This is a genomic window from Pseudomonas cuatrocienegasensis (genome assembly GCF_900110925.1).
Lineage (GTDB): Bacteria > Pseudomonadota > Gammaproteobacteria > Pseudomonadales > Pseudomonadaceae > Aquipseudomonas > Aquipseudomonas cuatrocienegasensis.
Window position 1 is genome coordinate 50,648 of the sequence record NZ_FOFP01000017.1, and the last position, 19,528, is coordinate 70,175.

The following is a 19,528-nucleotide window of genomic DNA, read 5'->3' on the forward strand; positions in this document are numbered from 1 at the left end:
GCCAGCTCGCCTATTCAGGAGAAGGCAGCATGTTCGAAGCATCTTTACTGATTGGTGGGCAGCGTCGCGCAGCCAGCGATGGGCGTACCTTCGACCGCCACGACCCGCTCACGGGCGCCGTGGTCTCGCGCGTCGCTGCGGCTTCGCTGGAAGACGCCGATGCCGCGGTGGCTGCGGCGCAGGCAGCGTTTCCGGCCTGGGCGGCGCTGGCCCCGGGCGAGCGTCGGGCGCGCTTGTTGCGTGCGGCAGACCTGCTGGAAAGCCGCGCCGAGCAGTTTATGGCCGCCGCCAGCGAGACGGGCGCTGCCGCCAACTGGTACGGCTTTAACGTTCAGCTCGCGGCCGGCACGTTGCGCGAGGCGGCGTCGATGACCACGCAGATCCAGGGCGACGTGATCCCCTCCAACGTGCCGGGCAACTTCGCCATGGCCTTGCGTCAGCCCTGCGGTGTGGTGCTGGGGATCGCGCCCTGGAATGCCCCGGTGATTCTCGCCGTGCGCGCCATCGCCATGCCTCTGGCCTGTGGCAATACCGTGGTGCTCAAGTCGTCCGAGCTGAGCCCCTTCACCCACTGGCTGGTGGGCGACATTCTCGATCAGGCCGGCCTGGGTGCCGGGGTGGTCAACGTGATCAGCAATGCCCCGGCCGACGCTGCCAGCGTGGTTGAACGATTGGTCGCCAACCCGGCGGTGCGCCGCGTCAACTTTACCGGCTCGACCCATGTCGGGCGGATCATCGGTGAGCTGGCCGCGCGTCATCTCAAGCCGGCGGTGCTGGAGCTGGGCGGCAAGGCGCCGTTGCTGGTGCTTGACGATGCCGACCTCGATGCGGCGGTCGATGCGACTGTGTTTGGCGGCTACTTCAACCAGGGGCAGATCTGCATGTCCACCGAGCGTCTACTGGTGGACAGCGCAGTGGCGGATGACTTCGTTGCGCGCCTGGCTGCTCGGGTGACTAGGCTCAAGGCCGGCGCGCCGGGCGAGCCGGGTGTGGTGCTGGGCTCGATGGTCGATGCCCGCGCGGTGCAACGTATCGCCGAGCTGGTCGAGGATGCCGTGAGCAAAGGTGCGCGCCTGGTGGTGGGCGGCGAGCGCAGTGGCAGCGTGATGCAGCCGGTGCTGCTCGACGGCGTCACGGCAGGCATGCGCCTGTACCGCGAAGAGTCGTTCGGCCCGCTGGTGGTGGTGATCCGCGCCACGGGCGACGAGGCCTTGCTGGCGTTGGCCAACGATTCGGAGTTCGGCCTGTCCTCGGCGATCTTCAGTCGCGATATTTCGCGTGCCCTGGCCCTGGCCCAGCGTGTTGAATCAGGCATTTGCCATATCAACAGCGCGACCGTGCACGACGAGCCGCAGATGCCATTCGGCGGGGTCAAGGCCAGCGGTTACGGCAGCTTTGGCAGCCGTGCGGCGGTGGAGGCCTTCACTCAGCTGCGTTGGGTCACGATCCAGAGCACGCCGCGGCATTACCCGATCTGAGGCCCCGGCCTCGCGCACTCGACAACAATAAGCTGTGCGTCCGCGCCGCCTGAGGGCTGGTGCGGGACGCCTAGATAGAGGACGTGCACCGTGAGTTCCATCACCCATCCACCGCGTTATCGCCCCGTGTCCATTGGCCGCGCTGCGATCGACTATGAGCGCAGCGAGGCGGGCGTGATCCGCATGCGCTCCTGCGAGCCGTTGCTGCCCCCGCCGTCGCGCCTGCTCGAGCGCCTGCTGCACTGGGCGCAGACCTGCCCCGAACGTACCTGTATGGCCGCGCGCCAGGGCGATGGCAGCTGGCAGACCATCAGCTATGCGCAGATGCTGCACAACGTGCGGCTGATCGGCGCGCACCTGCTGCAATTCGAGCTGTCGGCCGAGCGTCCGCTGCTGATTCTGTCGGGTAACGACCTGCAGCACATTCAACTGGCGTTCGCCGCCCTGTATGTCGGCGTGCCCTATTGCCCGGTGTCGCCGGCCTACTCGCTGTTGTCCCAGGACCTGGGCAAGCTGCGGCATATCGTCGGGCTGTTGCAGCCGGGGCTGGTGTTCGCCAGCGATGCCGACGCCTATGCGCGGGCCATCGACAACCTGCTGCCGGGCGATGTCCCAGGGATTTTCAGCCAAGGTGAATTGCCCAGCCGACGCAGCCTGCGTTTTAGCGATTTGTTGCTGCCGGCCGATGTTGCCGCTGCCGACCAGGCCTTCGCCGCCACCGGCCCGGATACCCTGGCCAAGTTCCTCTTTACCTCCGGCTCCACCAGCATGCCCAAGGCGGTGCCGACCACCCAGCGCATGCTCTGCGCCAACCAGCAGATGCTCCTGCAGACTTTCCCGGTGTTCGCCGAAGAGCCGCCGGTGCTGGTCGACTGGCTGCCGTGGAACCATACCTTCGGCGGCAGCCACAACGTCGGCATCACCCTGTACAACGGTGGCAGCTTCTACCTCGACGACGGCAAGCCCACGCCCCAGGGCTTCGCCCAGACCCTGCGCAACCTCAAGGATATTTCCCCCACGGCCTACCTGACGGTGCCCAAGGGCTGGGAAGAACTGGTCGGTGCGCTGGAGCAGGACGCGCAGCTGCGCGAGGTGTTCTTTGCCCGTATCAAGCTGTTCTTCTTTGCCGCAGCCGGCCTGTCGCAAGCGATCTGGGACCGTCTCGACCGGGTTGCCGAAGCCCATTGTGGTGAGCGCATCCGCATGATGGCTGGCCTGGGCATGACTGAAGCTTCGCCTTCGTGCACCTTCACCACCGGGCCGTTATCGATGGCCGGCTATATCGGTCTGCCTGCGCCGGGTTGTGAGGTCAAGCTGGTGCCGGTGGGCGACAAACTGGAAGGGCGCTTTCGCGGGCCGCACATCATGCCTGGCTACTGGCGCGCGCCGACGCAAAGTGCCGAGGCCTTCGACGAGGAGGGTTATTACCGCTCTGGCGATGCGATCAAACTGGCCGACCCGGAGAATCCGCAACTGGGCCTGATGTTCGACGGCCGCATTGCCGAAGACTTCAAGCTGTCATCCGGGGTGTTCGTCAGTGTCGGGCCGATGCGCAACCGCGCCGTGCTCGAAGGGGCGCCGTGCGTGCAGGACGTGGTGGTCGCCGCGCCTGACCGTGAACGCTTGGGGCTGCTGGTGTTTCCCCGTCTGGAGCAGTGCCGGCGCTTGGCCGGTCTGCCGGCCGAGGCCAGCGAGCGCAAGGTGCTCGACAGTGCGCCGGTACGTGACTGGTTCAGCGCCTGGCTGGCGCGCTTCAACAGTGCTGCGACCGGCAGCGCTACGCGCATCGAATGGCTGCTGCTGCTGGATCAGCCGCCCTCCATCGATCAGGGCGAAATCACCGACAAGGGCTCGATCAACCAGCGCGCGGTGTTGCAGTGCCGAGCGGAGTTGGTCGAGGCGGCTTATCAAGGCGTTGCCCAGGGGTTGTTGCTGGCCCCGGCGCGTGATTAAAGGGGTCTAGGCGTTAAAAAAGGCTATGCCTCAATAGGTTGTTGCATGTCTGTAGGAGCGAATTTATTCGCGAAACTCGCGGCACAATCGCGAATAAAGGCTAGGCGCCCCCTTCGCTCCTACACAAGCCGATTTGAGCTTGCAACACGGTTTTGGGACATAGCCTTAAAAAACGCGGCTGAAATGCGCCCAGCGCGGGCGCGTTTTAGGCACCGCGATATAGCTTGCGCAGCAACACCAGCAGTTGTTCGCGCTCACTCGCATCGAGCCCGGCGGTGGCATCACGGTCGCTGTCGGCGGCGATGGCCTTGAGTTCCTTGAGGCGGGTTTCCCCAACCTTGCTGAGAAACAACCCATACGAGCGTTTATCCGGCTTGCAGCGCACCCGCGCGGCCAGGCCCAGCTGTTCCAGCTTGTTGACCAACACCACCGCTTGCGGCGGCTCGATGGCCAGGGCACGGGCCAGGTCAGCCTGCATCAGGCCGGGGTGCTGGTCGATGATCGCCAGGGCAGTGAACTGCGCTGGGCGCAGGTCATAGGCTTCCAGCTGGTTGGACAGGTGTTGGAAGACTTTGAGCTGGGCACGGCGCAGGACATAGCCGAGGTAGGTATCCAGGGCGCTGTCCAGTTCGTTGGCATCGGGCTCGACAGCCGGGAGGGCAGGTTTGGCCATTGGGGCAGGGCGCTCCTTGCGGAAATTTGCTTAATAAAGCTAACCATATTGCCTTAAGACGCGCTTGCAGGCCAGCAGACACTCACCACCGCCGCAAGCGACGCATCCGGGTAGGAGCGAAGGGGGCGCCTAGTGTCGTGACACGAATCAAATGTAGGTCAATGCCAGGTCGCGTGGGAGGGGCTTTAGCCGCGACGCTTTCAGCGCTTTCAAGGATTATCGCGAATAAAGACTGGGCGCCCCCTTCGCTCCTACAGTGCTTGTCGGGCATCAACAACGCGTTACAGCGCCTACGGCTTGTGCTTTTTCAGGCGGTAGGCGAACTGCGCCCGGCTCAGGCCGAGCAGGCGGCCGGCGGCGGCCAGGTTGCCCTTGCTGACCTGCAGGGCTTCCTCGAGCAGGCGCTGTTCGAGCTGCTCCAGGTCCAGGGGCGCATTCAGCTCGCGCAGGCTGTCGAGCAGGATGGGTGTTGCAGGCTGGCTGGGGCCGCGCTCGGGCGCCAGGTTGCCGTCGATACCCACCGAGTAGAGCTGCGGCGGCAGCGGTTCGTTGTGAAACAGGTGCAGCAGGTCGATCGGGCGGCCTTCGTCGCTGGCAATCAGGCCGCGCTCGACCAGGTTCTGCAGCTCGCGCACGTTGCCCGGAAAGTCATACAGCAGCAGCGCCTTAAGCGCGCGCATGGTCAGGCCCACGGGCGTGCGACCGTAGTCCTGGCAGTAGCGCTGGAGGAAGGCGTTGACCAGCAGCGGGATGTCATCGCGGCGTTCGCGCAGCGGCGGCAAGCCGATGGGGTAGACATTCAGGCGGTAGAACAAGTCTTCACGAAAATCCCCAGCCTTGACCGCCTCGCGCAGGTCGACGTTGGTCGCGGCCACCACCCGTACATCTACGCGGATTGGCTGGCTGCCGCCGACCCGTTCCACTTCGCGCTCCTGCAGCGCGCGCAGCAGCTTGCCCTGGCCCGGCAGGCTGAGGCAGGCAATCTCATCGAGAAACAGGGTGCCGCCGTGGGCGCGCTCGAAGCGTCCGGCGCGCGAGTGGGTGGCACCGGTAAAGGCGCCGCGCTCGACCCCGAACAGCTCGGCTTCTATCAGGTTTTCCGGGATCGCCGCGCAGTTCAGCGCAATAAACGGCCCAGCATGGCGTGGGCTCTGGCGATGCAGCTCGCGGGCGAACAGCTCCTTGCCGACCCCCGATTCGCCACTGATCAGCACCGTCGCCGGCGTCGGCGCGACGCGGCGCAAGGCATGGGTGGCGGCGTTGAAGGCGGCGCTGGCGCCAATCGGCTGCTGTGTCCCGCTCACCGGCGGCTCGGCGCGCAGCGACACCGCCTGTGAAGGTTCGGCGCGCGGTACGCTGCCAGCGCTGAGGTAGCGCAGGTCGGCGTCGACGTCGCCCCATTGCTCGGCGGTCTTGCCGATCACCCGGCAGACCGGGTGGCCCATTCCTCGGCACTCCACTTCACGGAAAATCACCAGGCGACCAAATAACCCGCTGACGTAACCGATGGCGTAGCCCAGCTCGGTCCAGCACACCGGGTCCTGGCCGATGCCATAGGCGGCGATGTGCTCGTCGGCTTCGCAGGAGTGGTGCCAGAGAAATTCACCGTCATAGAAACCGGTGTCGGCATCGAACTGAAAATGCAGCGGCTCGACCTTAGTCATACCCTCCAGTGTGTGCAGGCGGGTGCCGGCGAAAAACACCGAGGCGGCGTCGGCATCCGGCCAGCGCGTGCGGATCAGCCGGGCATCGCGCGCGCCGGAGAGATAGCCGGTGCGGGTGAACAGGCCGCGGGCCTGCTCAAGGCCGAGGCTGTCGATCACTTCCCGGCGCAAGGCACCGTAGGAGGAGCTGTGCAGCAGCAACATGCGCTGGTCGTTGAGCCAGATACGCCCGTCGCTGGGCGAAAAGAACAGGCACTCGGCAAGCTCGGCCAGGGTCGGCGACTGGCTGTCCTGCAGCTGTGAACTGTCGCCGCGCAGGCCCTCCAGGGCGGCGCTCTGCAACAGGTCGGTGAACAGGTGCTTGGGCGTGTCCATCAGCGGGCTCTCGGCGATGTGTTGAAATGATCACGGTTTAAATAGTTATTTAGCATAACTTTGATCATTTGCGTATCTGGCATTTGGCTATCTGCTCCATCCGCCGCCCTGCGATTTTCTGAGCGGCCTGTAAAAGCCGCGCGCTAGAGCCTCAGGGTTACAGGCGCGCGATGTCCACGGTGGCTTGGGCACGCCCCTTGCTCTTGTCCCTGTATGTGCATGACGCGTGAGCAAATGGCGATACGCGTCGCACCGGCCATGACAATCACAAGAGCCAGGAGTACGAGATGCGTGCAACAGATGACACGGGGTTTCTGCGCGAGGCGCAGTGGCAGGACAAGGTGTTCAACGGCACCTGGGTGCGCCCGCTGGGCGGTGTCAATCCGGTACGCGAGCCGGCTACCGGTGAGCCCCTGACCTGCACGGGCAATGCCGATGCGGCCGATGTGGCCACCGCCTGTATGGCTGCCGCTCAGGCGCAGCCAGCCTGGGCCGCCATGGACCCGCGCAGCAAAGCATTGATCTTCCGCGCGGCGGCCGGGCATGCCGAGGCGAACTTTGCCGAGCTGTCGCTGTTCGTCGCCCGTGAGACCGGCGGCAGCCTGCTCAAGGGCAACCATGAGGTGCGCGAAGCCATCGTCCTGCTGCACCAGGCCGCCGGCCTGCTGTCGCAGCCCCATGGTCTGCTGCTGCCCAGCGCGGCAGGCCGGCTGTCCTATGCGCGGCGTTTGCCCCATGGCGTGGTCGGGGTGATCTCACCGTTCAACTTCCCCCTGGTGCTGTCGATGCGCTCGGTGGCGCCCGCCCTGGCCGCCGGTAATGCGGTGGTGCTCAAGCCCGACCCGCAAACGCCGGTCAGTGGCGGTTTTCTGATTGCCCGCCTGTTCGAGGCCGCTGGCTTGCCCAAGGGTCTGTTGCATGTGCTGCCGGGCGGCGCGGTGGCCGGTGAGGCGCTGTGCCTGGACGCGCGGGTCGGCATGATCGCCTTCACCGGTTCTACTGGCGCCGGGCGCAAGGTGGCGGAAACCGCTGGGCGCACCCTGAAAAAAGTCGCCTTGGAATTGGGCGGCAAGAACCCGCTGATCATCCTCGAAGACGCCGATCTGGAGCTGGCCGCGAGCAACGCCGCCTGGGGCGCCTGGCTGCATCAAGGACAAATCTGCATGGCCACCGGGCGCATCCTCGCGCATGCCTCGATCGCCGAAGAGCTGACCCGCCTGCTCGCCGACAAGGCCCGCGCCCTGCGGGTTGGTAACGCGGCGCGCGGTGAGGCGGAGCTCGGCCCGCTGATCAACGAGCGCCAGCGCCAGCGCGTGGTGGACATCGTCGATGCCAGCGTCGCCGCAGGCGCGCGGCTGGTCGCCGGTGGCCCGGCAGACGGGCTGTTTTACCGGCCCACGGTGCTGGCAGGGGTGCGCCCTGGGATGCCGGCCTTCGACCAGGAAATCTTCGGCCCAGTGGCCTCTATTACGTCCTTCGAGACCGATGACGAGGCCATCGCCCTGGCCAACCAGAACGAGTACGGCCTGTCTGCGGCGGTCATCTCGCGCTCGGTCGGGCGTGCCATGGCCATCGGTGAGCGGCTCAATTGCGGCTTGCTGCACATCAACGATCAAACCGTGGCCGATGACTGCGTCAACCCCTTCGGTGGGCGCGGCAACTCTGGCAACGGTGGCAATGTCGGCGGCCCGGCCGACTGGGACGAATACACCCAGTGGCAGTGGGTGACGATCAAGGACAGCCCGCCGCTGTACCCGTTCTAAGCCAAGCCTGCGTGAACCCATAAAAACAAGAGGACACGACATGAACCTGAACAACAAAACCCTGGTGGTCACCGGGGTGTCTTCCGGCATCGGCGCGGAAACGGCCCGCCTGCTGCGCTTTCACGGCGCACGGGTGATCGGTCTGGACCGTCAGGCGCCGCTGATGACCCTGGACGGTTTCGTCCAGGTCGATTTGAGTTCGACCCAGGCCATCGACGACGCCGTGCAGCAACTGCCGGCGCAGATCGACGGCCTGTGCAATATCGCCGGGGTGCCGGGCACGGCCGATCCGCAGCTGGTGGCACGGGTCAACTATCTGGGCGTGCGTCACCTGAGCACGGCGCTGCTGCCGCGCATCCGCACCGGTGGCAGCATCGTCAACGTCGCCTCGGTACTCGGCGGCGAATGGCCGCAGCGCCTGGACAGGCACAAGGCGCTGGCCGCCACGGCCGACTTCAACGCCGGCGCGGCCTGGCTCACGGACTTTCCCGCACCGCGCGAGACAGCCTACCAGTACTTCAAGGAAGCCTTGATCGTCTGGACCTTCGTTCAGGCGCAGCTCTGGTTCCTTGAGCATGGGGTACGCATGAACTGCGTGGCGCCGGGCCCGGTGTTCACGCCGATTCTTGATGACTTCGTCAGCATGCTCGGTGCCGAGCGCACCGCGGCCGATGCCCACCGCATCAAACGGCCGGCCTATGCCGATGAGGTGGCGGCGGTGATCGCCTTCTGCTGCGCCGAGGAATCGCGCTGGATCAATGGGGTGAACCTGCCCGTCGATGGCGGCCTGGCCAGCACCTACATCTAGACCCCGAATGTTCATTCAAACCGTGCCTCCTGAGGGGGCGCGGTAGCCCTGAGCACGCTTCATACAACAACAAAAAGAGGCACACCATGCATACCACTCGATGCTTTGCGGGCTTCGCTCGCTCCACCCTGGCTGTTTCCGTCTGCGCTGCGGCGCTGGTCGGTCCGGCCCAGGCCGCGCAATTCGATCTGGGCGACAGTGACTGGCGCCTGCGCTGGGACAACACGGTCAAATACAGCCAGGCCTGGCGCCTCAATGGCGCCGATGACCGGCTGATCAACGCGCCCACAGCCGGCGGCTTGTATCCGTCGATCCAGGGCCAGGGCGACCGTAACTTCAGCCGCGGCCTGGTCTCCAACCGGGTCGACCTGTTCAGCGAAATGGACCTGAGCCGGCAGAACTACGGCCTGCGCGTCAGCGCGGCGGCCTGGTACGACGACATCTACAACCAGAGCACCGATGACAGCGGCCAGCGCCGCTTCCTCTCCGACACCCGCGAGCTGCACGGCCGCGATGCCGAGTTGCTGGATGCCTTCGTATTCCTGCGCGGGGAAATTGGCGAGGGCTCCCAGGGCACTGTGCGCCTGGGCCGACACAGCCTGATCTACGGCGAAAGCCTGTTCTACGGCGGCAACGGCATCGCCAATGCCCAGGGGCCGAACGATGTGGTCAAGCTGCTCAGCGTGCCGGGTACCCAGTTCAAGGAGATCCTGCGGCCGGTCAACCAGATTTCCGGGCAGCTGCAGATCAACCCGCAGCTCTCGGTGGGTGCGTACTACCAGTTCGACTGGGAGCGCTCCAACCTGCCGGGTGCCGGCAGTTACCTGAGCGACGCCGATGGTATTGGCGAGGGCTCCGGTTCCTTGATCACCGCGCCCGGTATCGAAACCCGGCATGGCAAGGACATCGAAGCCAAGAACTCGGGGCAGGGCGGTATGCAACTGCGTTACAAGCCGGAAGGCACCGAACTGGAACTCGGTTTCTACGCCGCGCAGTACCACGACAAGGCGCCCAGCGCCCTCTACCTGGAGGTGCCGTCCCTGGCCATTTACCGCCAGGTCTTCGCCGAAGACATCAAAACCGTCGGCGCGAGCTTCTCCACCGCCTCCGGGCCGTTCAACTTTGCCGGTGAGGCCTCGCTGCGCTGGGACGCGCCGCTGGTCAGCAACCTGCAACAGGTGGCGCCGGGTGTGGCGGCGGATAACGCCGACGATGCGCTCTACGCCAAGGGCCGTACCGCGCACATCAACCTGTCGACCATCTACCTGTTGTCGCCGTCGAGCTTGTGGGATGGCGGCTCGGTACTCGCCGAGCTGGCCTGGAACCGCACCCTGAGCGTCACCGACAACCGCAACGCGCTGGACCCCAACACCACCCGCGACGCTACCGCCCTGCGCATCCTGGCAGAGCCGGCGTACTTCCAGGTGGCCGACGGCATCGACCTGACCGTGCCGATCGGTGTGGGCGTGGTGCTTGACGGGCGTTCCTCGGCGGTCAGCAAGGCCGGCTTCGGCAACACCCATGCCGGTGACTGGAGCGTCGGCCTGAAGGCCACCTACCTGCAGCGCTGGGACTTCGGCGTCAACTACGTGAACTTCTTCGGCGCGCCCAAGGCCGGGCTGCAGGAGGACGGCAACTTCAGTTACGGCCAGTCCCTGGCTGACCGCGACTTCGTCTCGCTCTACGTGAAAACCACATTCTAATAAAAAGGTGCCATTCGCCATGCAAACCACTAGAACGCTACGCCATTCCCTCCTGGCCATTGCCCTGCTCAGCAGTGGCCTGGCCCAGGCTGCGGTCAGCCCTGATCAGGCTGCCCGCCTCAACGCCGACCTTACGCCCATGGGCGCTGAGCGCGCTGGCAATGCCGACGGCAGCATCCCGGCCTGGACCGGTGGTTACACCCAGGCGCCGGCCGGCTACAAAAACGGCGACAAGCGCGCCGACCCGTTCGCCGCCGATAAGCCGCTGTATACGGTCAGTGCCAGCAACATGACGCAGTACGCCGACCTGCTCGCCGAGGGCACCAAGGCATTGCTGCAGAAGTACCCGGCCTACCGCCTGGATGTCTACCCGACCCACCGCAGCGCCGCGGCGCCGCAGTGGGTGTACGACAACACCCTGCAGAACGCCACCCGCGCCACCCTGGATGTGGAGAGCGAAAAAGTCAGCGGTGCCTATGGCGGCATTCCCTTCCCGCTGCCGCAGAACGGCGCCGAGGTGCTGTGGAACCACCGCCTGGCCTGGCACGGTGCCGACACCATTTACTCGCCGTTCGACACCTGGCTGATGACCGCCGGCGGCAAGAAGCTGCAGGCCACCCGTGCACGCTTCTGGTACCAGCGGCCGTACTACTTTCAAGACGGCAGCCTGGACACCTTCGCCGGCAAATACCTGGTCGGCAAGCTGCTCACCGAGCAGCCGTCGTCCAAGGCCGGTGAGGGCTTGATGACCCATTGGGACATGGACCCGGCCCTGCGCGGTGCCTGGCAGTACCTGGTCGGTCAGCGTCGGGTGCGTCGCGCGCCGAACGTGGCCTACGACACCCCGGACTTCGTCACCTCCGGCGTCGGCTTCTTCGACGAGGCTTTCATGATCTTCGGCCCCACCGACCGTCACGACCTCAAGCTGGTTGGCAAAAAAGAGCTGCTGGTGCCGTACAACAACAACCGTGCAGGTCTGGCCTCGAGCGACGAACTGGTCAAACCGGGCTTCCTCAACCCGGACCTGGTGCGCTGGGAGAAACACCGCGTCTGGGTCGTGGAAGCCACGCTCAAGGCCGGCAAGCGCCATGTGGTGCCGCGTCGTACCTACTACGTCGACGAGGACTCCTGGCAAGTGCTGCTGGTTGATGGCTACGACGCCCAGGGCAAACTCGGTCGGCATAACTACTCGCTGACCCTGCTGGCCCCAGAGATGCCGGCGCTGACTGCGGAGATGATGTGGGGCAGCTACAACCTGGAAACCGGTGCCTACTTCCTCAACTCCTCGGCCAACGACCTGTCGGTGCAGTACCAGAGCTACCCGCGTCCGCCAGCCTCCTTCTTCACCCCTGATGCCATGGCCAGCGACAGCGTGCGCTGACCCTCGCAGCCGCGCGCCCTGTTTGCCAGGGCGCGCGCTGACACATCCATGCAGTGAATGGAGCGATGCGATGAACATTCTGCGATACACCCGCGCCTGGCCGCTGAGCCTGTGCCTGGCGCTGCTGCCAGCCGTGGCGTTGGCGGATGACGCGGCACCACCGCGCAGCCCGGCAGTGCTCGCGCAGCCGGCGCTGATCAGCGCCAAGGCGCCGCGTTCGGTGCTGCTGGCCATTACCCGCGCCGGCGAGCGCCTGGTGGCGGTGGGGGAGCGCGGCATTATCGTGCTGTCCGACGACAATGGCGGCAGTTGGCGACAAGCCCAGGTGCCGGTCAGCGTCAGCCTGACCGCCGTGCAGTTTGTCGATGCCGAGCAGGGCTGGGCGGTCGGCCACCTCGGCGTGGTGCTGCGCAGCCAGGATGGTGGGCAAAGCTGGCACAAACAACTCGATGGCACCCAGGCCGCGCAACTGGCCCTGGCCAGCGCCCGGGCCGGGGGCGATGAAAAACGCTTGAAAGACGCCGAGTGGCTGGTGGCCGACGGCCCGGACAAGCCGTTTCTCGATCTGTATTTCAGCGACCGACGCAACGGCTACATCGTCGGCGCCTATGGCCTGATCCTGCGCACCCGTGATGGCGGTGACAGCTGGCAGCCGTGGATGGCCCATCTGGACAACCCCCAGGGCCTCAATCTGTATGCCATCCGCCACCTGGATGGCGCCCTGCTGATTGCCGGTGAACGCGGCCTGCTGCTGCGTTCGCGCGATGACGGGGCGTCGTTCCAGGCGCTGGCATCGCCCTACGAGGGCAGTTTTTTCGGCCTGCTGACCACCCGCCGTGGCGGCGTGCTGGCCTATGGGCTGCGCGGTAATGCCTGGTGGTCGACGGACCAGGGCGACAGTTGGCAGGCGCTGCCGACCGGCGTGGAGTCGGCCCTGTCCGCGGGCCTGGAGTTGAGCGATGGGCGCCTGCTGCTGGCCAGCCAGAGCGGCGAGCTGCTGTTCACCACGCCCGAGCGCTTGCAGGTCGAGCACCAGCGTACCCATGAGGGTGCCACGGTGGCCGCGCTGGTCGAGGCCGCCGACGGCAGCCTGGCCAGTGTCGGCCTGGGCGGTGTCGCTGCCCAGCAACCTGTGACGCCGTCTCCCTTGTCGAGGAATTCCCTGTGAAGCGCGAAACTCCACCTGCTACGCCTGCGGCGTTCGATGCACAGTCGGGCAACCTGCTCGAACGGTTGATCTTCAACAACCGGGGCGCGGTGATCCTGCTGTGCCTGTGCATCACCCTGCTGCTGGGCTGGCAAGCCACCGGCATTGGCATCAACGCCAGCTACGAAAAAACCATCCCGGCCAAGCATCCCTTCGTCGTCAACTTCCTCAATGAACGCAGCGAGCTGAACGGCCTGGGCAATGCCCTACGGATCGCTGTGGCGGTCGAGCAGGGCGATATTTTTACCGCCGAATACCTCGACACCCTGGCCAAGCTCAACGACGAAATCTACCTGCTGCCGGGTGTCGACAAGCCCTACATGAAGTCCCTGTGGACACCCACCACGCGCTGGACCGCAGTGACCGAAGAGGGCCTCGACGGCGGCACCGTGATCCCCGATGGCTACGACGGCTCGCCGGCCAGCCTCGACGAAATCCGCACCAACGTCGCCCGCTCCGGCGAGATTGGCCAGTTGGTGGCGGGCAACTTCAAGTCCAGCGTGATCTACGTACCGCTGCTGGAGATCGATCCCGAGACCGGCAAGGCGCTGGACGCCGGGCTGTTCTCCGAGCGCCTGGAGGCCTTGCGCGACAAGTACCAGAACGAGCAGATCCGCATCCACATCACCGGTTTCAGCAAACTGATCGGCGACCTGATCGAGGGCGTCGGCCAGGTGGCGCTGTTCTTCGTGGCTGCTGTGCTGATCATGCTGGTGGTGCTGTTCGCCTACACCCGCTGCGCGCGCAGCACCCTGGGTGTGGTCTGCTGCTCGCTGATCGGCGTGCTCTGGCAGCTCGGCCTGCTCGCCAGCCTGGGCTACGAGTTGGACCCGTACTCGATTCTGGTGCCGTTTCTGGTGTTCGCCATCGGCATGAGCCATGGCCTGCAGAAGATGAACGGCATCATGCAGGACATCGGCCGCGGCATCCCGGCTGTGGTGGCGGCGCGCCTGACCTTCCGCCGATTGTTCCTCGCCGGCCTCACCGCGCTGCTCAGTGACGCCGTGGGCTTTGCCGTGCTGATGGTGATCGAGATCCGGGTGATCCAGGACCTGGCCATCACCGCGAGCATCGGCGTGGCCGTGCTGATCCTCACCAACCTGGTGCTGCTGCCGGTGCTGCTCAGCTACACCAGCGTCAGCCCGCAAGCTGCCCAGCGCAGCCTGCAAAGTGAGCAGGACGACCTGGCTGGCAAGGCGCGTCATCCGCTGTGGCGCCTGCTCGACCGCTTCACCACCAAGCCCTGGGCGATTGGCGCACTGCTTACCGGCGCGGCCCTGGCGGTGCTCGGCAATCTGGTGGCCGCGCACCTGCAAATCGGTGACCTCGACCCCGGCGCCCCCGAGTTGCGCGCCGACTCGCGCTACAACCGCGACGTGCAATTCATGAACGCCAACTACGCCGCCAGCTCGGACATTTTCGTGATCATGGTGCGCACCCCCGAGGACCAATGCACCCGCTACGGCACCCTGGCGGCGGTGGACCAACTGGCCTGGCGCCTGGAACAACTGCCAGGCGTGGAGTCGACCAGCTCCATGGCCTCGCTGAGCAAGATCGCCACCGCCGGCTACAACGAAGGCAACTTCAAATGGTACGAGCTGGTGCCCAACGACGGCGCCCTCGGCGCGGTGCAGACCCGTGCCCCGCGTGACCTGTTCAACCAGGGCTGCTCGCTGCTCTCGCTGTACGTTTACCTGGGCGACCACAAGGCCGAAACCCTGGCGCGGGTGGTGGCCACCAGCGAGGCGTTTATCGCCGAGCAGCAGTTGCCCGAGGTCAAGTTCATGCTGGCAGCCGGCAGCGCCGGGATCGAGGCGGCGACCAATATCGTCGTCGAGCAGTCGATGCAGGCGATGCTCTACTGGGTCTACGGCGCAGTGATTGTGCTGTGCTGGGTGACCTTCCGCAGTTGGCGTGCAGTGCTGGCGGCGATCCTGCCGCTGATGCTCACCTCGATTCTCGCCGAGGCGCTGATGGTGCTGCTGGGCATGGGCGTCAAGGTCGCCACCCTGCCGGTGATCGCCCTGGGCGTGGGCATCGGCGTCGACTACGCGCTCTACGTGCTGAGTGTGATCCTGGCGCGTATGCGCGCCGGTGATTCGCTGTCGCAAGCCTATTACAGCGCGCTGTTGTTCACCGGCAAGGTGGTCCTGCTGACTGGCGTGACTCTGGCTGTTGCGGTCGCTACCTGGGTGTTCTCGCCGATCAAGTTTCAGGCCGACATGGGCATTCTGTTGGCCTTTATGTTCCTGGTGAACATGCTCGGCGCGCTGATCCTCCTGCCGGCCCTGGCCTGGCTGCTGCTGCGCCCGGCTAGCCTGGCGCAGGACGCGCCACAGGCTGCCCCGGCTGCAGACGCCGAGCCGCCTGCAGCATCGCTGAGAACCCAGCCATGAGGCCGCTGACCTCTGTGGCCGCCAAGCTGCTGCGTGCCTTTGCTCGGCGCATGCAGGCGTCCTTTACCTACGACCCGGCCGTGTATCCCTTGCGCAGCCGGGAGGAGCGCTGGTTACCCACATCTGCCGGCTCGGTGCGCTGTTTGTTCTACTGGCCACAGGTCGAGCCTGGGGTGCGCCTGCCGGTGTACCTCAACCTGCATGGTGGCGGCTTTGTCGCCGGTATCCCCGAGCATGACGACAGCTACTGCCAGCGCCTGGCGCATAACCTGCAGTGCCTGGTGGTCAACCCCGACTACGCCCTGGCCCCGGAGCATCCATTCCCCGATGGGCTGAACCAGTGCTTTGCCGTGCTCGAATGGCTGGCCAGCCAGGCGCCTAAACTGGGGATTGATCCCTGGCGCATGGCGGTCGGCGGGCAAAGCGCCGGGGGCAACTTGGCCACCGGCGTGGCCCGCTTGGCGCGTGACCATGCGCACTTGCGGGTGCTGCATCAGGTGTTGGTGTATGCCGCCTTCGACCTGCAGCAAGCGCCGGCGCTCAAGCGCTCGGTGATCGCCAAGCCGCTGCTGAGCCCTGGTCTGATGGGCTTTTTCAACCGCTGCTACCTGCCTGATCCGACCCAGGCCGGTGAAGCACTGGCGTCGCCTGCGCGGTCAAGCATCGAGGAGCTGCGCGGGCTGCCACCGGCCACGGTGATCAGCGCCGAATACGACCTGTTGCAGGCCGAGAGCGAACAGTATGGGTCGCGCTTGCGTCTGGCCGGGGTGGCGGTGAATGCTCGGGTGTTCGAGGGCTGCGACCACATGTTCACCCACCTCGGCCCTGAACCGGCCGCCGAAGCGGCCTGGCAGCAGATTGAAGATGATCTGCGCCAGGCGTTTGCCGTGGGGCAGGGCGATGCCGCCTAAGGCGCCCCAGGTAACGCAAACGCCCCGCCAGACAGCCCTGGCGGGGAATTTACGTATGTTCCAATCCCGCTTTTGTAGGAGCGAATTTATTCGCGATGGCGATCGCGAATAAACCGCTTGGTGTCCCCTTCGCACCTACAAATCCAGCACCAGGCAAGCGCTTTTCGCCCGTGAGCAGCAGGGGGTGAATTGGTCGTTGCGGGCGTGCTCGGCGGGGCTTAGAAACAGGTCGCGGTGTTCCGGCTCGCCCTCCAGCACACGGGTCACGCAGGTGCCGCAGAGGCCCTGGCCGCAGGCCACCGGGATATCGAACCCGGCCGCCTCCAGCACCTCCAAAGCGGTTTGCTCAGGCGCCACCTCCAGGGTTTGCCCGGTGCTCTGGATGCGCAGGCTAAAGCCCCCGCCAGGTGCGGCCTGGCTGCTGTCGGCGGCAAAGTACTCGCGGTGCAGGCGCGCTTCATCCCAGCCTTGCAGGCGCCCCTGTTCCAGCACATGGCCCATAAAACCGTTTGGCCCGCAGACATACAGCTGCGTGTCGGCGCCCTGGCTGGGCAGCAGGCGGTCGAGCTGCAGGCGCTGCTCGGCCGGGCCGTCGTCCAGGTGCAGGTGCACACGCTCGGCGAACGGTGCGCTGCGCAATTCCTGCATAAACGCCGCGCGGTCTGCCGCGCGCACGCAGTAGTGCAGGCTGAAATCCGCGCGCAGCGCGTGCAGGCGCCAGGCCATGCTCAGCAGCGGGGTGATGCCGATGCCGCCGGCCAGCAGCAGGCTGCTGGGCGCGCGTTCATCCAGGGCGAACAGGTTGCGCGGCGCGCTGATCTGCAGGCGCTGGCCGACCCGTAGCTGCTCATGCACCGCCCGCGAGCCGCCGCGCGAGGCGCTGTCGCGCAGCACCCCAAGGCGGTAGCAGTGCGTCTGGGCCGGGTCGTTGCTCAGGGAGTATTGGCGCAGCAAACCGCCCGGTAGGTGCAGATCCACATGGGCACCTGCGGTGAAGGGCGGCAGCACAGTGCCGTCGGCGGCGACCAGCTCCAGGCTGACGATGTCGGTGGCTTCCAGGCGCATGGCCTGCAGGATAACGCTGATCATGCGCCGCTCCGGGCCAGCAGGTTGGCGTCAGCCGGGGCCTGTTCGGCAGCGATCAGGCGCTCGATGATGCGCCGCGCCTGCACGCCGCCGGCGTCGATATTCAGCTTGAGCAGGGCACGTTCGGGGTGGCGCAGCAGGTTGCGCTGCTGGCGTTCGAGCATTTCCAGATCTTCGCCGAAAATCTTGCCCTGGCCCTCGCGGATGCTGTCGGTGAGCGCCTGGTCGTCGGCCTTGAAGTTGCGCGCCATGCCCCAGAAGTACCAGATTGAGGTGTCGTTCTCTGGGGTGATGAAATCCACCACGATGCTGCCGGCCTTGTACTGCGCGGGCGCCTCGTAACCGCCGTGGCCGGCATGGGCCACGCCCACTTCGATCAGCACATGGCTGGGTGGGGTAAAGCGGCAGATCTGCCAGCGGTCCACCGGCACATCGTCGGCCAGGCCATTGCCGCGCAATGCCGCACGCCAGAACGGCGGGGCGCTGATGTTCTCCATAAAGCGACTGGTGATCACCTCGCTGCCCTCGACGCGGGTGTTGACCGGCGCTTCGTCGATCTCCTTCTGGCCGATGCTGGAGGCATGCACGTAGGTTTCGTGGGTCAGGTCCATCAGGTTGTCGACCATCAGGCGGTAATCGCAACCGATGTGGTACAGCCCGCCGCCATAGGCCCAGTCCGGGCTTTCGGCCCAGTGCAGGTGCGGGATCAGGCTGTCGTCGGCCTGGGCCTGATCACCCGGCCAGACCCAGACAAAGCCGTAGCGTTCGCGCACGGCATAGGTCTTGATGCAGGGGAAGTGCTGCACCCGCTGGTTGGGCATGGACGCGGTGTGGCCATCGCGACCCATGGCCAGGCCGTGGTAGCCGCACACCAGCAGGCCGTTCTCGACAAAGCCCAGCGACAGTGGCGCGCCGCGGTGCGGGCAGAAGTCTTCGAGGGCGACCACGCGGTTGTCCGTGCCGCGGTAGAACACCATGGGCTCACCGCAAATAGTGCGGCTCAGGGGTTTGCTATCGAACTCATCAGGGGTGCAGGCGACATACCAGGTATTTTTCGGGTACATGATGGAGCCTCCGTGAGGCGCTTGTTGTTATTGGATCCAATAATGCGAGTCTGGAGGCGAGTTTTCTATTCTTTTTAGGGTTTATGGATCCATTTTTGGGCGATCATCGCACGCTTTATCGCAGCTGAACCCCTTCGCCCAGGCGCAACGCTGCCGTAGACTGGCGCCATTGGATCCAATAAGGAGGTTGTATGAGCGGACCCGGGCAGCGGGTACTGGCCGTGCTGCGGCAGATGATTGCCGACGGCAGCCTGCCGGCAGGCGAACGCCTTGCCGAAATCCCTACCGCCGAGCGCTTGGGCGTGTCGCGTATGCCGGTGCGCATGGCGTTTCGCGTGCTCGAACAGGAGGGCCTGCTGATCCGCCATGGCGCGCGCGGTTATGCAGTGCGCCAGTTGAGCGAGGCGGAATTGGCCGGGGCGGTGGAGGTGCGTGGCGTGCTCGAAGGCCTGGCCGCACGCCAGGCGGCCGAGCGCGGTTTATCTGCCGAGACGCGGGCGGCGCTGCTGGACTGCCTGGCACAAGGCGACCAGCTATTCGCCAAGGGTTACCTGAGCGAAGAGGACCTGAGCAGCTACCACGACCTCAACCTGCGTTTGCATCAGGTGTTGGTCGAGGCCAGTGGCAACCCGGCGATTGCCGCTGCCCTGGCGCGCAACGACCACCTGCCGTTCGCCTCGGTCAGCGCCCTGGTGGTCGATCGTGCCAACCTGACGCGCGAGTACCAGCGCTTCAACTTCGCCCACCTGCAGCACCATGCGCTGGTCGATGCACTGCTGGCCGGGCATGGCGCCCGGGCCGAAGGCATCATGCGCGAACATGCCAACGCCACCCTGCGCTACGCCCGCCTGTTCGGCCTCGACGAAGACGCCAGCGGGCGCACGGTGATCCAGGCCGCCCGCTCGCCGGTTTGACCCCGCGCGGTTGCAGGTGCGATGAGTAGCCTGGGTCGAGCGCAGCGACACCCAGGGCACCTTCTCCCGGGTATCGCGCAGCTCCACCCAGGCTACCGGGCTGGCCAGGTCGAGTGTGTTTTTACGGGTGCGATGAGTAGCCTGGGTCGAGC

The 19,528-nt window shown here is 65.8% G+C and carries 14 protein-coding genes; 10 read left to right on the plus strand and 4 right to left on the minus strand.

Going from position 1 to position 19,528, the window contains the following annotated elements; all coding sequences use genetic code 11:
* Nucleotides 1-29 precede the first annotated feature (29 nt).
* Nucleotides 30-1,478 (plus strand): aldehyde dehydrogenase, encoded by a 1,449-nt coding sequence (locus tag BMW49_RS19830; protein WP_069519493.1) that lies wholly within the window; start codon nt 30-32, stop codon nt 1,476-1,478.
* Nucleotides 1,479-1,568: 90 nt separating this feature from the next.
* Nucleotides 1,569-3,431 (plus strand): feruloyl-CoA synthase, encoded by a 1,863-nt coding sequence (locus BMW49_RS19835; RefSeq protein ID WP_069519494.1) that lies wholly within the window; start codon nt 1,569-1,571, stop codon nt 3,429-3,431.
* A gap of 205 nt (nt 3,432-3,636) precedes the next feature.
* Here the strand turns inward: BMW49_RS19835 and BMW49_RS19840 are convergent, their stop codons facing one another.
* Both BMW49_RS19840 and BMW49_RS19845 read right to left on the minus strand, forming a co-directional pair.
* The gene (locus BMW49_RS19840) at nt 3,637-4,104 is read right to left on the minus strand and encodes a MarR family winged helix-turn-helix transcriptional regulator (RefSeq protein WP_069519495.1); all 468 of its coding nucleotides are present in this window, start codon (nt 4,102-4,104) and stop codon (nt 3,637-3,639) included.
* A 290-nt stretch (nt 4,105-4,394) separates the two neighbouring features.
* Complete coding sequence (locus BMW49_RS19845; protein ID WP_069519496.1) at nt 4,395-6,143, minus strand: sigma-54-dependent Fis family transcriptional regulator; 1,749 nt, start codon at nt 6,141-6,143, stop codon at nt 4,395-4,397.
* Between the two features lie 287 nt (nt 6,144-6,430).
* Between BMW49_RS19845 and BMW49_RS19850 the strand changes: the two genes are divergently transcribed.
* The 7 genes from BMW49_RS19850 (at nt 6,431) to BMW49_RS19880 (ending at nt 16,312) form a co-directional block, all read left to right on the plus strand.
* Complete coding sequence (locus BMW49_RS19850; protein WP_069519497.1) at nt 6,431-7,906, plus strand: benzaldehyde dehydrogenase; 1,476 nt, start codon at nt 6,431-6,433, stop codon at nt 7,904-7,906.
* A gap of 40 nt (nt 7,907-7,946) precedes the next feature.
* Nucleotides 7,947-8,714, plus strand: a complete 768-nt coding sequence (locus tag BMW49_RS19855; protein ID WP_069519498.1) for a coniferyl-alcohol dehydrogenase — start codon at nt 7,947-7,949, stop codon at nt 8,712-8,714.
* A gap of 86 nt (nt 8,715-8,800) precedes the next feature.
* The gene (locus BMW49_RS19860; protein WP_069519499.1) at nt 8,801-10,417 is read left to right on the plus strand and encodes a DUF1302 domain-containing protein; all 1,617 of its coding nucleotides are present in this window, start codon (nt 8,801-8,803) and stop codon (nt 10,415-10,417) included.
* A 19-nt stretch (nt 10,418-10,436) separates the two neighbouring features.
* A complete protein-coding gene (locus BMW49_RS19865; RefSeq protein WP_069519500.1) occupies nt 10,437-11,798 on the plus strand; it encodes a DUF1329 domain-containing protein in 1,362 nt (453 codons plus the stop codon).
* Between the two features lie 70 nt (nt 11,799-11,868).
* Nucleotides 11,869-12,966 carry a WD40/YVTN/BNR-like repeat-containing protein gene (locus tag BMW49_RS19870; RefSeq protein ID WP_069519501.1) on the plus strand — a complete coding sequence of 366 codons (1,098 nt, stop codon included), beginning with the start codon at nt 11,869-11,871 and terminating at the stop codon, nt 12,964-12,966.
* Entirely contained in the window at nt 12,963-15,401 is a 2,439-nt protein-coding gene (locus tag BMW49_RS19875) for an efflux RND transporter permease subunit (protein ID WP_069519502.1), read from the plus strand. The genes BMW49_RS19870 and BMW49_RS19875 overlap by 4 nt, the downstream gene beginning before the upstream one ends.
* Nucleotides 15,398-16,312, plus strand: coding sequence for an alpha/beta hydrolase (locus BMW49_RS19880; RefSeq protein ID WP_069519503.1), 915 nt, complete (start codon nt 15,398-15,400; stop codon nt 16,310-16,312). Before BMW49_RS19875 ends, BMW49_RS19880 begins: the two co-directional genes overlap by 4 nt.
* A 135-nt stretch (nt 16,313-16,447) precedes the next feature.
* Here BMW49_RS19880 and BMW49_RS19885 read toward each other — a convergent pair whose 3' ends face one another.
* Both BMW49_RS19885 and BMW49_RS19890 read right to left on the minus strand, forming a co-directional pair.
* Entirely contained in the window at nt 16,448-17,401 is a 954-nt protein-coding gene (locus BMW49_RS19885; RefSeq protein WP_069519504.1) for a PDR/VanB family oxidoreductase, read from the minus strand.
* A complete protein-coding gene (locus BMW49_RS19890; RefSeq protein ID WP_069519505.1) occupies nt 17,398-18,462 on the minus strand; it encodes an aromatic ring-hydroxylating dioxygenase subunit alpha in 1,065 nt (354 codons plus the stop codon). Before BMW49_RS19890 ends, BMW49_RS19885 begins: the two co-directional genes overlap by 4 nt.
* Before the next feature lie 191 nt (nt 18,463-18,653).
* On the opposite strand from BMW49_RS19890, the gene BMW49_RS19895 reads away from it, so the two are divergent.
* Nucleotides 18,654-19,376: a GntR family transcriptional regulator gene (locus BMW49_RS19895; protein WP_069519506.1), complete on the plus strand. Its 723-nt coding sequence runs from the start codon at nt 18,654-18,656 to the stop codon at nt 19,374-19,376.
* Nucleotides 19,377-19,528: the final 152 nt, after the last annotated feature.

Coding starts and splice junctions, on each gene's coding strand:
- BMW49_RS19830 (WP_069519493.1), top strand. CDS start 30: ATGTTCGAAGCATCTTTACTGATTGGTGGGCAGCGTCGCGCAGCCAGC.
- BMW49_RS19840 (WP_069519495.1), bottom strand. CDS start 4,104: ATGGCCAAACCTGCCCTCCCGGCTGTCGAGCCCGATGCCAACGAACTG.
- BMW49_RS19845 (WP_069519496.1), bottom strand. CDS start 6,143: ATGGACACGCCCAAGCACCTGTTCACCGACCTGTTGCAGAGCGCCGCC.
- BMW49_RS19850 (WP_069519497.1), top strand. CDS start 6,431: ATGCGTGCAACAGATGACACGGGGTTTCTGCGCGAGGCGCAGTGGCAG.
- BMW49_RS19855 (WP_069519498.1), top strand. CDS start 7,947: ATGAACCTGAACAACAAAACCCTGGTGGTCACCGGGGTGTCTTCCGGC.
- BMW49_RS19860 (WP_069519499.1), top strand. CDS start 8,801: ATGCATACCACTCGATGCTTTGCGGGCTTCGCTCGCTCCACCCTGGCT.
- BMW49_RS19865 (WP_069519500.1), top strand. CDS start 10,437: ATGCAAACCACTAGAACGCTACGCCATTCCCTCCTGGCCATTGCCCTG.
- BMW49_RS19870 (WP_069519501.1), top strand. CDS start 11,869: ATGAACATTCTGCGATACACCCGCGCCTGGCCGCTGAGCCTGTGCCTG.
- BMW49_RS19880 (WP_069519503.1), top strand. CDS start 15,398: ATGAGGCCGCTGACCTCTGTGGCCGCCAAGCTGCTGCGTGCCTTTGCT.
- BMW49_RS19885 (WP_069519504.1), bottom strand. CDS start 17,401: ATGATCAGCGTTATCCTGCAGGCCATGCGCCTGGAAGCCACCGACATC.
- BMW49_RS19890 (WP_069519505.1), bottom strand. CDS start 18,462: ATGTACCCGAAAAATACCTGGTATGTCGCCTGCACCCCTGATGAGTTC.
- BMW49_RS19895 (WP_069519506.1), top strand. CDS start 18,654: ATGAGCGGACCCGGGCAGCGGGTACTGGCCGTGCTGCGGCAGATGATT.